Source organism: Endozoicomonas sp. ALC020 (assembly GCF_049275935.1).
In the GTDB taxonomy this organism is placed as follows: Bacteria; Pseudomonadota; Gammaproteobacteria; order Pseudomonadales; family Endozoicomonadaceae; genus Endozoicomonas_A.
This window is the reverse complement of the sequence record NZ_CP184830.1, coordinates 6,450,423-6,464,304: the sequence shown is the minus strand read 5'-3', so window position 1 is coordinate 6,464,304 and position 13,882 is coordinate 6,450,423. Positions and strand designations below refer to the sequence as shown.

Annotated in this window: 8 protein-coding genes; 7 read left to right on the top strand and 1 reads right to left on the bottom strand. The window is 44.4% G+C overall.

Features of this window, described 5'->3' with window-relative positions:
• The first annotated feature begins 179 nt into the window (after positions 1-179).
• Positions 180-1,991 carry an F-box/WD repeat-containing protein gene (locus ACOJUO_RS24055; protein ID WP_422138423.1) on the top strand — a complete coding sequence of 604 codons (1,812 nt, stop codon included), beginning with the start codon at positions 180-182 and terminating at the stop codon, positions 1,989-1,991.
• 124 nt (positions 1,992-2,115) lie between these two features.
• Here ACOJUO_RS24055 and ACOJUO_RS24050 read toward each other — a convergent pair whose 3' ends face one another.
• Complete coding sequence (locus ACOJUO_RS24050) at positions 2,116-2,679, bottom strand: hypothetical protein (RefSeq protein WP_422134409.1); 564 nt, start codon at positions 2,677-2,679, stop codon at positions 2,116-2,118.
• Positions 2,680-3,768: 1,089 nt separating this feature from the next.
• On the opposite strand from ACOJUO_RS24050, the gene ACOJUO_RS24045 reads away from it, so the two are divergent.
• From ACOJUO_RS24045 to ACOJUO_RS24020, 6 genes are all read left to right on the top strand, one after another.
• Positions 3,769-5,568, top strand: coding sequence for an F-box/WD repeat-containing protein (locus ACOJUO_RS24045; protein WP_422140097.1), 1,800 nt, complete (start codon positions 3,769-3,771; stop codon positions 5,566-5,568).
• Between the two features lie 165 nt (positions 5,569-5,733).
• Complete coding sequence (locus ACOJUO_RS24040; RefSeq protein ID WP_422134408.1) at positions 5,734-7,545, top strand: F-box/WD repeat-containing protein; 1,812 nt, start codon at positions 5,734-5,736, stop codon at positions 7,543-7,545.
• A 188-nt stretch (positions 7,546-7,733) separates the two neighbouring features.
• Positions 7,734-9,494 (top strand): F-box/WD repeat-containing protein, encoded by a 1,761-nt coding sequence (locus ACOJUO_RS24035; protein ID WP_422138422.1) that lies wholly within the window; start codon positions 7,734-7,736, stop codon positions 9,492-9,494.
• 166 nt (positions 9,495-9,660) lie between these two features.
• A complete protein-coding gene (locus ACOJUO_RS24030) occupies positions 9,661-11,469 on the top strand; it encodes an F-box/WD repeat-containing protein (protein ID WP_422138421.1) in 1,809 nt (602 codons plus the stop codon).
• Positions 11,470-11,525: 56 nt separating this feature from the next.
• Positions 11,526-11,825, top strand: coding sequence for a hypothetical protein (locus tag ACOJUO_RS24025; RefSeq protein WP_422134405.1), 300 nt, complete (start codon positions 11,526-11,528; stop codon positions 11,823-11,825).
• Positions 11,826-12,013: 188 nt separating this feature from the next.
• Positions 12,014-13,834 (top strand): F-box/WD repeat-containing protein, encoded by a 1,821-nt coding sequence (locus ACOJUO_RS24020; RefSeq protein WP_422134404.1) that lies wholly within the window; start codon positions 12,014-12,016, stop codon positions 13,832-13,834.
• Positions 13,835-13,882 lie beyond the last annotated feature (48 nt).

Below are 13,882 nucleotides of genomic sequence, written 5' to 3'. Positions count from 1 at the left end.
ACTGTGCTGTTGGATAATAAGCTTCTTGAAACTAGATTTCCTGATTTTTCTTGGGGGGAGTGGTGATTGTATTTTGAGTTTTTTAATGGAACTTTTATTTCAAAATCGAATCCAATTTACAGCATCAATTTTGAATGCCCTCTTTAACCGGGGAGATAGTAACTCAGGAGAAACCCAGCATGGACTCTAACGCTAACATTTCCAGCACAGTCGCTTCACTCTCGCTACAGCCTGTGGACACTCCAATAGAGAGCGAGCCATCGGGTGTTAGTGCGGGCAGATCCATCGCTCTACCTGATAAGGACATTGAGAAAACAGTTTCATTGCACTCTTTGCCCGAAGAATTACAAATTAAAATTTTTCGTTTGTTGGAGTTTCGGGATATTATCGGTTTACAACAGGTATCTACTCACTTTAACAATCTTATTAAAGACGATCATTCCTTGGAAAAGGCATGGTATCGCCGGTTTTCTTTACAACACCAGGATCAATTAAAGAACATCCTTCCGACAAAGGATAAAGAACAACTCCGTAATTGGCTGCGACCCTTTACGAAAGATGAAGCGTTAGTTGAATCACTCATCAATCACCGGGAGAAAGTTTATTTTCCTGCTTTGTTCCATTTCAACAAAGCTAGACTGATGTCTCAATACAAAAAGTATTATTTGGATACACAAGCGGTCATTGCTCATAATGGCAGTCCGAACCGAATCGAATTTAGCACCGATGGCCGCCATTGGCTCACCAGCAGTATAAATGGCGAGGTGAAAATCATTGCTCAGAAGGGCGATGGGTCTTGGGAGCAAAGACTCACCCTTTCCCATGAAAACGGTCTCATATCAGCCGTCTTTAGTGCCAATGGCAAGCACTTGGTGACCATCAGTGTCGATGAAACGGCGAAAATCTGTAGTCAGGGTGATGATGGGCGATGGGAAGAAAAACTCACCATTTCCCATTCACATTACAGTTGGTCCTACTCAGCCACCTTCAGTGCCGATGGTCGTCATTTGGTGGTTGCCAGTGACTTCACTGCGGCGAAAATCTATGGTCAGGAAGTCGATGGATCATGGGTAGAAAAATTGACTCTTGCCCATAATCTGACAATCGCCTCAATCACCTTTAGCGCCGATAGTCGCCGAGTAGTGACGGCCAGTGTTGATAAAACTGCGAAAATCTACGTTCAGAAGAGTGATGGTTCATGGGAAGAAGAAACGACTATTCACCATGATGAAACTGTCCAATCCGCCATCTTTAGTGCGGATGACCAGCATGTGTTGACTGTCGGTCAAGATTACAAGGCAAAAATCCTCAGCCAGAAGCTCAATGGATCATGGGTAGATAAAGTCACCATTTCCCATGACCGACTGATCAACTCGGCCACTTTCAGCACCGATGGTTACCGAGTGGTAACGGCCAGTGAGGATAATACGGTGAAAATCTATGGTCTGAAGACCGATGGGGCATGGGAAGAAGAAGCTAATATTTCCCATGATCACTGGGTCAAATCAGCCAGCTTTAGCCCTAACGGCCGCCATGTGGTGACCGCCGATCGTAATAACACGGTGAAAATCTACGGTCATAAGGACGATGGATCATGGGAAGAAAAGCTCACTATTTTCCATGATGAAAATATTATCTCAGTCATCTTCAGCCCCGATGGTTGCCATGTCCTAAGCAGCTGTAAGTATGGTACCAGGAAAATCTCTGGCAGGAAGGCTGATGGATCATGGGTCGAAAAAGCCATCATTTGCTATGGAGATTCTTTTCGCCCAGCCGTTTTCAGTACCGATGGCCGCCATTTGCTTACTACCCATTTAGATGGAACGGCAAAGATTCATGGTCAGGAGATTGATGGATCATGGGTCGTAAAAGCCATCCTTTCCCATGATTGTTCGATCGAATTAGCCACTTTCAGCACCGATGGTAACCATGTATTGACTTTCAGTAGTGATAATAGAGTGCGAATTAATAAACTACGGATGAGTGAATGATTGATTACTGTGACAAATAAAAGGGGCGCCATTCTGGTTGTGAAAGACAAAAAGACAAGCCTTCCTACAGAGGATAAAGAACAACCCCGTAATTGGCTGCAACCGCGTACGAAGTCTGCGTTTTTTACCCACTTTGACCTAACTCCTCAATCTCTTCTTTTATTTCTTGAAGCTTATCTGTTAGTCCTAATTCAGTAAATGAGTTTATAACCTCAGTATTCTCATTAAGTATTTTCAACACCATGAGCAAGACCTTCTTTAAGTCTTCATTCAAACCTTTGTTTCTTTGCAAACCCTCAAGAGTTCTATCAAGTACACCACCTGGCCCGGTAAATGGGGAATCGCTAGCAAAAGTACTTAAAAGATTAGACGGAGTATTGCCAACGCCGGCTTCTACCAAGTTCCATAATTGCCCTAAATATATATCTTTCGGATCTATCGGGTTAGGTTGACCTTCACTTAAAAGCACTGCTCTCATCATTCTAACTGACGCAATCATTGTTGAAAGCCTGGATGATTCACAAGCATCCAAAAGCATTGTATGACTAGCTTCGCTTTTTTTAAATGATATCGTTAAAGCTTTGTCATTCAATGAGATGAGGCGAGTAGCAGTTGAGAGGACTGTTGCCCTTGAATAACAAGAAAGTAAACATATTAATAACACTAAAATCGTATTTGTGAGTCTCATACTAAATTAGTCTCAAATTTACATTACGATGAAAAAGTAGCATTGGATACGTGGAAAAGCAAAGCACCTGAATCAAATTCACCGTTTGCGTCCTTATCTCGATTTTTAGTAGTTATTGGGCCTTATCCCCAGCCTGTCGAAGCGAAGAATAAATAAGGAGATAAATCAAAAATAGAAAAAGTCTGGTCACGCAAAAATTTTATAAATTAGAAACTAATTTATAATTCATCTTGCTTAAGATTCACCGCAACGGCTCAAACTTTTACTTTGGTAATAGCGGCAAACTCAATAAAGCGTTGAAAAACGACTGCATAGGTTTTAAAAGACACACAATGTCATCTCACCAAAGTTATTCAGTAAAAATGATGAAGTATAAGACCAAAAAAATGAATCAAACAGTCAAAATAAACGACTACAATAATTTAACTCACAAAACCATAATTGAACTGTACTTATGAGCCTTCAAAGCCTTGATTCGCCCAACAGCACGATAGAATCGATTATTGCAACTCATGATTCTTAGTCATTCGTCTGCATCGATTGCAAGCCTTTTCAGAACAGGAGTATGCATTCTGATATAGAGCCTTTTCCGTCTTTTCTTACCGCTCTTCCACTCCAGTCGACCGTTTCCGGGTAATCATGAAGAATTTAACATCCTTCTCCATCTGAATACGGTGTTCCAAAACCCGGTTCCCACGCTGAAACATGGGAGCCAGAATTTTGCGACAGCCTCGATTCAGGTGGGGGAGAATGGCAATCAGCACTTAACTCCAATTAATGAACTTTTATTTCGAAATCTACTCTTAAGTACTCAACCATACGAAATCATATTTTCTGACTTATTGTTCAGGTACTCGCGGCAACTGCTCCTGCGTTGCTCTAGCTCCTGCATCCATGCAGTCGTGCTGCGTTGCAACTCTGGTCACATAGTTTGCTATGTTCCCGTCGTTGCGCCTTGCAGAGCACCTGCCCAATAAGCCAGAAATATTCGATTCCGTATGGCTGAGTACTTATTAATTGCATCAGTTTTGAAAGCTCTTTTTTAATTGATTGAAAGTTCTAACATAGGAGAAACCAGGTTTGGATTCTATGAATAGTGAATCCGGCGTAGCCGGTTCAGTCTTGCTGTCAGATGGTTACGCTCGATTGGAGGGAAAATCATCAGGTGTCAGTAAAGTTAGATCCATCGCTGTACCCGACAAAGAAATACAGAAAACTGCTTCATTGCACGATTTGCCCGAGGAATTAACCGTCAAAATTATTCGTTTGTTGGAACTTCGGGATATTGTCCGCTTGCAACAGGTATCGACTCACTTACACAGGGTAATTAACGACAATCATGCTCTGGCAAAGGCATGGTTTCAGCGGTTTTCTTTACCGCACCAATATCAATTAAAGACAAGCCTTCCTGCAGAAGATAAAAAACAACTCCGTCTTTGGTTGAGGCCGTTTACGAAGGATGAAGCGTTAGTCGAATCACTCATAAAATGCCGAAAGAAAGTTTATTTTCCTGCTTTGTTTTATTTCGCCAAAACTGGGCTAATGTCTCAATGTAAAATATTTGATTTAGAGAAAAAAGCTACCATTGCCCACTATGACCGTGTCAGATCGGCCAACTTCAGCGCGGATAGCCGTCATGTGGTGACCGCCAGTAACGACAAAAAGGCGATAATCTATGGCCAGAATGACAATAAGCGATTATGGGTAAAAGAAGCCACCATTTCCCACGATGGTGACGTCAACTCAGCCATATTCAGTGCCGATGGCCGCCACGTGTTGACGATCAGTAAGGATCGCACGGCGAAAATCTATGGGCAGGGAGTCGGTGGGTCATGGGTACATAAACTCACCATTTCCCATAATGGTTTCGTCATCTCAGCCTCTTTCAGCCCGGATGGTCTGCACTTGATAACCGGCAGTATCGACCGCACGGCAAAAATTATTAGCCAGAAGGATGATGGATCATGGGAAGAAAAGCTCATCATTTCCCATAATTACCGGGTCGACTCTGTCACATTCAGCTCTGACAGCCGTCGTGTGATGACCGGCAGTTTCGATAACACGGCGAAAATTTATGGTAAGAGGACTGATGGATCATGGGAGGAAGAAGCCTTCATTATCCATGATCACTGGATCCAGTTAGTCGCTTTTAGCGCTGATGGTAGCCATGCGCTAACCGCCGGTGATGATCACAAGGTGAAAATCCACCACCTGGAAGAGAATGGATCATGGTTAGAAAAAGTGACCATTTCCCATGATAACTACGTGGAGTCAGCTACCTTCAGCGTCGATGGCCATCATCTGGTGACGGGCAGTTTGGATAACACGGCGAAAATCTATGGTGAGAAGACTGATGGCTCATGGGAACAAGAAGCCATTATTTCCCATAATCACTGGGTTGCATCAGCCAACTTAACTGCCAATGGCCGCCATGTGGTGACCGTCGGTAGAGATTACAAGGTCAAAATCCATAGCCGGCAGGTCAATGGATCATGGGTAGAAAAGCTCACCCTGTCCCATAATGATTGGATCAACTCAGCCACCTTCAGCCCTGATGACCGCCATGTGGTGACCGCCAGTATGGATGGCACGGTGAAAATCTGTGGCCTTAAGATCAATGGATCATGGGAAGAGAAACGCACCTTTTTCTGTAATGATTGGGTCAACTCTGCCACCTTTAGCCCCGATGGTTGCCATGTGGTAACCGCCAGTGATGACTGCACGGTGAGAATCATTGGCCAGCAAACTGATGGATCATGGGTCGTAAAAGCCATCCTTTCTCATAAACGTTCAATCAAATCAGCCACTTTCAGCGCCGATGGTAACCATGTATTAACTATCAGTAGGGATAATAAAGTGCGAATTATTAAACTACGGATGAGTGAGTGATGGTTTCCTGTGACAAATAAAAGGGGCGCCATTCTGCATGTGCTGAAAGACAGAAACTCAGGACAGCATTTTATGAACTTTTATTTCAAAATCGACTCTAATTTGCTTCATCAATTTTGAACCTCCTTATCAATCTTCGGTAACACTAACCAGGAAAAATCAGTGATGGAAGCTGCAAATAATAAATCCAGCATGGTCGGTTATTCCTCGGCCCTAACCAAGTTCGCGCGTTCGGCACCCGAACCATCGGGTTACACTGCGGGCAGGTCTGTCGCTGCAGCTGAAAAAGAAATAAAGAAAACACCCTCATTGAACGATTTGCCCGAGGAATTAACCATCAAAATTATTCGCTTGTTGGAACTTCGGGATATTGCCCGTTTGCAACAGGTATCGACTCACTTACACAGGGTTATTAAAGATAATCATGTTCTGGCAAAGGCATGGTATCAGCGGTTTTCTACACCGCATCAATATCAATTAAAGACCAGCCTTCCTGCAGCAGATAAAAAACAACTCCGTTGTTGGCTGAGGCCGTTTACGAAGGATGAAGCGTTAGTCGAATCACTCATAAAATACCGAAAGAAAAGTTATTTTCCTGCTTTGTTTCATTTCACCAGAACCGGACTGATGTCTCGATGTAAAACATTTAATTTAGAGAAAAAAGCTACCATTACCCACGATGACTTTGTCAGTTCAGCAAGCTTCAGCGCCGATGGCCTTCATGCGTTGACCGCCAGTAACGACAAAAAGGCGAAAATCTATGGCCAAAAGGACGATGAATCATGGATAAAAAAAGCCACCATAGCTCACGCCTTTCAAGTCACCTCAGCCAAATTCACTGCCGATAGCCGCCATGTGTTGACCGCCAGTGTTAACACTTCGAACATCTATGGTCAGGGAGTTGGTGGGTCATGGGTACATAAACTCACCATTTCCCATAATGGTTTGATCTGCTCTGCCTCCTTCAGCCCTGATGGTCGCCATGTGGTAACTGGCAGTTGCGACCACACGGCGAAAATCATTAGCCAGAAGGATGACGGATCATGGGAAGAAAGGCTCACCCTTTCCCATAATCACTGGGTCAACTCTGTCTTCAGCACCGATAGCCGTCATGTGATGACCATCAGTTTCGATCACACTGCGAAAATCTTCGCACAGAGAGACGATGGATCCTGGGAAGAAAAAATCATCATTCATCATAATGGCTTGATCCAGTCAGCTACCTTTAGCGCGGATGGTCACCATGTGGTGACCGTCAGTGGTGATCACAAGGCGAAAATCCACCATTTGGAAGAGAATGGATCATGGTTAGAAAAAGTGACCATTTCCCATGATCAGCGTGTGAACTCAGTTGACTTCAGCGCCGATGGGCAACATCTGGTGACGGCCAGTTTGGATAACACGGCGAAAATCTATGGTGAGAAGACTGATGGCTCATGGGAGCGAGAAGCCACTATTTCCCACGATGACTGGGTCTTAACAGCCAACTTAACTGCTAATGGCCGCCATGTGCTGACCTTGGGTGGAGATAACAAGGTCAAAATTCATAGCCGACAGGTTGATGGATCATGGAAAGAAAATGTCACCATTTTCCATGATGACTCTATCAACTCAGCCGCTTTCAGCCCTGATGGTCAGCATCTGGTGACCGCCAGTAATGATCGCACGGTGAGAATTTATGGCCTGAAGGTCGATGGATCATGGGAAGAAAAACGTACCTTTTACCACAATGATTCTGTCAACTCTGCCACCTTCAGCTCCGATGGTCGCCATGTACTAACTGCCAGCGATGACTGCACGGCGAGAATCATTGGCCAGCACACTGATGGGTTATGGGTCGTAAAAGCCATGTTTTCCCATAAACGTTCAATCAAATCAGCCACTTTCAGCGCCGATGGTTACCATGTATTAACTATCAGTAGCGATAATAAAGTGCGAATTATTACACTACGGATGATTGATGATTGTGACAAATAAAAGGGGCGCCATTCTGCATGTGCTTAAAGACAGAAACTTTTAAGTCCATGTTTTGAACTTTTATTTCAAATCCAACTCTAATTTTCTCCATCAATTTTGAACCTCCTTGTTTATCGACGGCAAGACTAGTCCAGAGAAAATCAGGTATGCATAGCGCAAATAACAACTCCGGCGTCGTTGGATTTTCCTTGCCTCCAACCAAGCTCACACGATCGGGCGGAGAACCTTCTGGTGACGGAGCGGGCAGGTCTATCGCTGTCGTTGAAAAAGAAATAAAGAAAACAGCCTCATTGCACGATTTGCCCGAGGAATTAACCGTCAAAATTATTCGTTTGTTGGAACTTCGGGATATTGTCCGCTTGCAACAGGTATCGACTCACTTACACAGGGTAATTAACGACAATCATGCTCTGGCAAAGGCATGGTTTCAGCGGTTTTCTTCACCTCACCAATATCAATTAAAGACAAGCCTTCCTGCAGAAGATAAAAAACAACTCCGTCTTTGGTTGAGGCCGTTTACGAAGGATGAAGCGTTAGTCGAATCACTCATAAAATGCCGAAAGAAAGTTTATTTTCCTGCTTTGTTTTATTTCGCCAAAACTGGGCTAATGTCTCAATGTAAAATATTTGATTCAGAGAAAAAAACGACCATTGCCCATCGTAATATTGTCAGATCAGCCAACTTCAGCGCCGATAGTCGTCATGTGGTGACTGCCAGTGACGACAGAAAGGCGAAAATCTATAGCCAGAATGACAAGGGAAAATGGGTAGAAAAAGCAACTATTGCTCACAATTTTGATGTCAACTCAGCCACCTTCAGTGTCGATAGCCGTCATGTGGTGACTCTCAGTTTCGATCATACGTCGAAAATCTATGGTCAGGGAGTCGATGGGTCATGGGTACATAAACTCACCATTTCCCATAATAATTTCATCAACTCAGCTTTCTTCAGCCCTGATGGTCGTCATGTGGTAACCGCCAGTGACGACCACACAGCGAAAATTATCAGTCAGAAGGATGATAGATCCTGGGAAGAAAAGCTCACCCTATCCCATAATGATTGGGTCAACTATGCCACCTTCAGCGCCGATAGCCGTCATGTGTTGACCGTCAGTGCCGATCACACTGCGAAAATCCTCCACCTGCGGGACGATGGATCATGGGAAGAAAAAGTCACCATCTCCCATGATCATTGGATCAGATCAGCCACCTTTAGTGCTGATGGTAGCTATGCGGTGACCGTCGGTGATGATCGCAAGGCGAAAATCCACCACCTGGAAGAGAATGGATCATGGTTAGAAAAAGTGACCATTTCCCATGATGACTTTGTGCAGTCAGCTACCTTCAGCGACGATGGCCATCATTTGGTGACGGCCAGTTTGGATAACACGGCGAAAATCTATGGTGAGAAGACTGATGGCTCATGGGAACGAGAAGCTACTATTTCCCATGTTTACTGGGTCACTTCAGCCGCCTTCAGTTCTGATGTCTGCCATGTGGTGACCGCCAGTGAAGATAAGAAGGTCAAAATCCATAGCCAGCAGGACAATGGATCATGGAAAGAAAACGTCACCATTTCCCATGATGGCACTGTCAACTCAGTCACCTTCAGCCCTGATGACCGCCATCTGCTAACCGCCAGCAACGATGGCGCGGTGAGAATCTTCGGCCTGAAGGACGGATCTTGGGAAGAAAAACGTACCTTTTACCACAATGATTCTGTCAACTCAGCCACCTTTAGCCCTGATGGCCGTCATGTGGTAACTGCCAGTGACGATTGCACTGCGAGAATCATTGGCCAGCACACTGATGGATCATGGGTCGTAAAAGCCATCCTTTCCCATAAATGTCCGATCATATCAGCCACTTTCAGCGCCGATGGTAACCATGTATTGACTATCAGTAGGTATAATAAAGTGCGAATTATTAAACTATGGATGAGTGAATGATTCTTTGCTGTGATAAATAAACGGGGCGCCATTCTGCATGTGCTCAAAGACAGAAACTCAGGACACCACTTTTTGAACTTTTATTTCAAAACCGACTCTAATTTGCTTCATCAATTTTGAGCCTCCTTATCAATCGTCGGTTACTCTAATTCAGGGAAAATCAGTGATGGATGCTGCAAATAATAAATCCAGCATGGTCGGTTATTCCTCGCCCACAATCAAGTTTGCGCGATCGGCATTAGAACTATCGGGTTACAGTGTGGGCAGGTCTGTCGCTGTCGCTGAAAAAGAAATAAAGAAAACACCCTCATTGCACGATTTGCCCGAGGAATTAACCCTCAAAATTATTCGCTTGTTGGAGCTCAGGGATATTGCCCGTTTGCAACAGGTATCTACCCATTTACACAGGGTTATTAAAGACAACCATGCTCTTGCAAAGGCATGGTATCAGAGGTTTTCTTTGCCACACCAATATCAATTAAAGACGAGCCTTCCTTCAGAAGATAAAAAACAACTTCGTCTTTGGCTGAGGCCGTTTACGGAGGATGAAGCGTTAGTCGAATCACTCATAAAATACCGAAAGAAAGTTTATTTTCCTGCTTTGTTCTATTTCACCAGAGCTGGACTGATGTCTCGATGTAAAACATTTGATTTAGAGAATAAAGCAACCATTGCCAACCGTAACCGTATCAGATCAGCCAACTTCAGCGCCGATAGCCGTCATCTGGTGACCGCCAGTAACGACAGAAAGGCGAAAATCTATGGTCAGAATGATAATAAGCGATTATGGGTAAAAGAAGCCGTCATTTCCCACCATGGTCACGTCACCTCAGCCACATTCAGTGCCGATGGCTACCATGTGGTGACCGTCAGTGTGGATAACACGTCGAAAATCTATGCTCAGGAAGTCGGTGGGGTATGGTTGCATAAACTCACCCTTTCCCATAATGGTTTTATCGGCTTAGCCTCCTTCAGTCCTGATGGTCGCCATTTGGTAACTTGCAGCGACGACTTCACGGCAAAAATTATTAGCCAGGAGGATGATGGATCATGGGAAGAAAAACTCATCCTTTCCCATAATAATTGGGTCACATCTGTCGCATTCAGCTCGGATAGTCGTCATTTGATCACTGCCAGTTTTGATAACACGGCAAAAATCTATGGTGAGAAGACTGATGGTTCATGGCAAGAAGAAGCCTCCATTACCCATGATCACTGGGTCTTATCAGCCACCTTCTCTGCCAATGGCCGCCATGCGGTGACCGTCGGTGGTGATTACAAGGCGAAAATCCACCATCTGGAAGAGAACGGATCATGGTTAGAAAAAGTGACCATCTTCCATGATTACCGTTTGCAATCAGCTACCTTCAGCGCTGATGGCCACCGTATGGTGACGGCCAGTTTCGATAGGACGGCGAAAATCTATGGCGAGAAGACTGATGGATCATGGGAACATGAAGCCACCATTACCTATAATCACTGGGTCGAATCAGCCAGGTTAACGGCCAAAGGCCACCATGTGGTGACCGTAGCCAGAAATGGCAAGGTCAAAATTCATAGTCGGCAGGTCAATGGATCATGGCAAGAAAATGCCACCATTTCCCATGATGGCACCGTCAACTCCGCCGCCTTCAGCCCTGATGATCGTCATTTGCTGACCGCCAGTAACGATGGCACATTGATAATCTTCGGCCTTGAGCTCAATGGATTGTGGAAAGAAAAGCGCACCATTTCCCATGATGGTCCGATCAACTCTGCCACCTTTAGCCCTGATGGTCGCTATGTGGTAACCGCCAGTGATGACTGCACGGCGAGAATTATTGGCCAGCACACTGATGGATCATGGGTCGTAAAAGCCATACTTTCCCACAAACGCTCGATCAAATCAGCCACTTTCAGCGCCGATGGTAACCATGTATTGACCATCAGCAGCGATAATGAAGTGCGAATTAATAAACTGCGGACGAGTGAATGATGGTTGACTGTGGCAATTTATTTCGCAACCGACTCTAATTTACTCCACGTAACACCGTGAAAATCTTTGGCCGGAAAGACGATGGACTATGGGAAGAAAAGCTCACCATTTCCCATGATGGCCGTGACATCTCAGCCATCTTCAGTGCCGATGGCCGCTACCTACTGAGCACTCATATAAACGGAACGGCAAAAATCCATGGTCAGGAGATTGATGGATCCTGGAGCGAAAAAGTCATTATTTCCCATGATGAATCGATCATATCAGTCGGCTTTAGCGCTGGTAGCCAATACGTCATTACGATCACGAAAAATAACAACGTGCATTTTAATAAATTATTGATGAAGCTGGATTAAAACAATAATTGATTGTTTGCTGTGAGAAATTAAAGGGACTCAATCCTGCCTGTGCTGAAAGACTGAAAGTTTATTAGTTGCATTTAAGACCCTCTAATGAACTTTTACTTCAAAACCGAGTCTGATCAACCGTATCAATCTTTAATGATCTTTTTACAGGAAGAATATTAACAAAGGAGAAATCAGATTTGGATCCTACGAATAATAAATCCAGTATGGCTGGTTCGCTCTCGCTGTTAATCAATCGCACTCAGTTGGGGGAAGAACTATCTGGTATTAGTGCGGATAGATCCGTCACTATACCTGAAAAGGAAAAAAACAAAAAATCTTTATTGCTCTATTTTCCTTTCGAAATAACAATCAAAATTATTCGTTTGCTGGAGTTTCGAGATGTTACCCGCTTACAGCAAGTTTGTACTCACTTTAACAATGTCATTAAAAACGATTATGCTCTGGAAAAGGCATGGTATCGTCGGCTTTCTTCACCACATCAATATCAATTAAAGAAGATTCTTCCTATAAAGGATAAAGAGCAACTCTGTAATTGGTTGCGACCGTTTACGAAGGATCAAGCGTTAGTCAATTCACTTGTAGAACAGCGAGAGAGAGCTTATTTTCCTGCTCTCTGCCATTTCACCAAAGCTCGACTGATGTCTCAATACAAAAAGTATTATTTAGTTACAGAGGCTGTCTTTGCTCATCATAGCCAGGTGTACTTTGACACCTACAGCATCGATGGTCGCCATTTGTTGACCGCCAGTAGAGATGGTGAGGTGAAGATCATTAGTCAGAAGGTTAATGGGTCATGGCAGTGTACGCTCTCCTGTTTCCATGGAGACGATATCAGATTAGCCAGCTTTAGTGCCGATGGCAGCCATTTGGTGTTTGGCAATTACAGAGATGATAGGTTGAAAATCTTTGGTCAGGGAGACGATGGATCATGGAAAGAAAAGCTCACCATTTTCCATGATGATTGGTTCGAATTTGCCGTCTTAAGTGCCGATGGTAGTCATTTGGTGACTGATGTTTTCGGAAAGGGGGTAAAAATCTATAGTCAGGAAGACGATGGATCATGGGCAGAAAAAGTCACTATCTGCAATGTCTCATTGGTCAAAGCAGCCACCTTCAGCGCCGATGGTCGCTTACTGTTGACGGCCAACTGTGATAAAACCGCGAAAATCTATTGTCAGAAGACCGATGGCTCATGGGAAGAACAAACCACCATTCGCCATCATGACTTTCTCAAGTCGGCCATTTTTAGTGCTGATGACCGCCACGTGTTGACCCTCGGTGGTCATTACAAGGCGAAAATCCATGGCCAGAAGGTCGATGGATCATGGGTAGAAAAAGTCACCATTTCCCATAAACGATTGGTCAACTCAGCCACCTTTAGCGCCGATGGTTGTCGAGTGGTGACGGCCAGTGACGATGAAACTGCGAAAATCTTCGGTCAGAAGACCGATGGCTCATGGCAAGAGGAAGCCTCAATTTCCCATGATTACGGCGTCAGATCAGCCACTTTTAGCCACAATGGCCGCCATGTGGTGACCATCAGTCTTAACAAGGCGAAAATCTGCGGCCAGAAGGACGGTGGATCTTGGGAAGAAAAACTCACCATTTCCCATGATGGCAATATTATCTCAGCCATCTTCAGCCCGGATGGTTGCCATGTGTTAACCAGATGCAGAGATGGTACCAAGAAAATATCTGGCAAGAAGGTTGATGGATCATGGGTCGAAAAAGCCATCATTTCCCGTGATAATCCGTTTAACCCAGCTATCTTCAGCCCCGATGGCCGCTTAGTGCTTACCACCCGCAAAGATGGAACAGCAAGGATCTATGGTCAGGAAATTGATGGATCATGGAGCGAAAAAGTTATTATTTCCCATAATGATTGGATCACAAGAGTCGGCTTTATGGCTGGTGGCGACTACGTGGTGACGATCACTAGCGATCACATAGTGCGAATTAATAAGTTAAGAATGAAGTTGGATTCAAGCAATAATTGATCGTTGACTGTGGCAAATAAAAGGGACGCCATTCTGCATGCGGCGAAA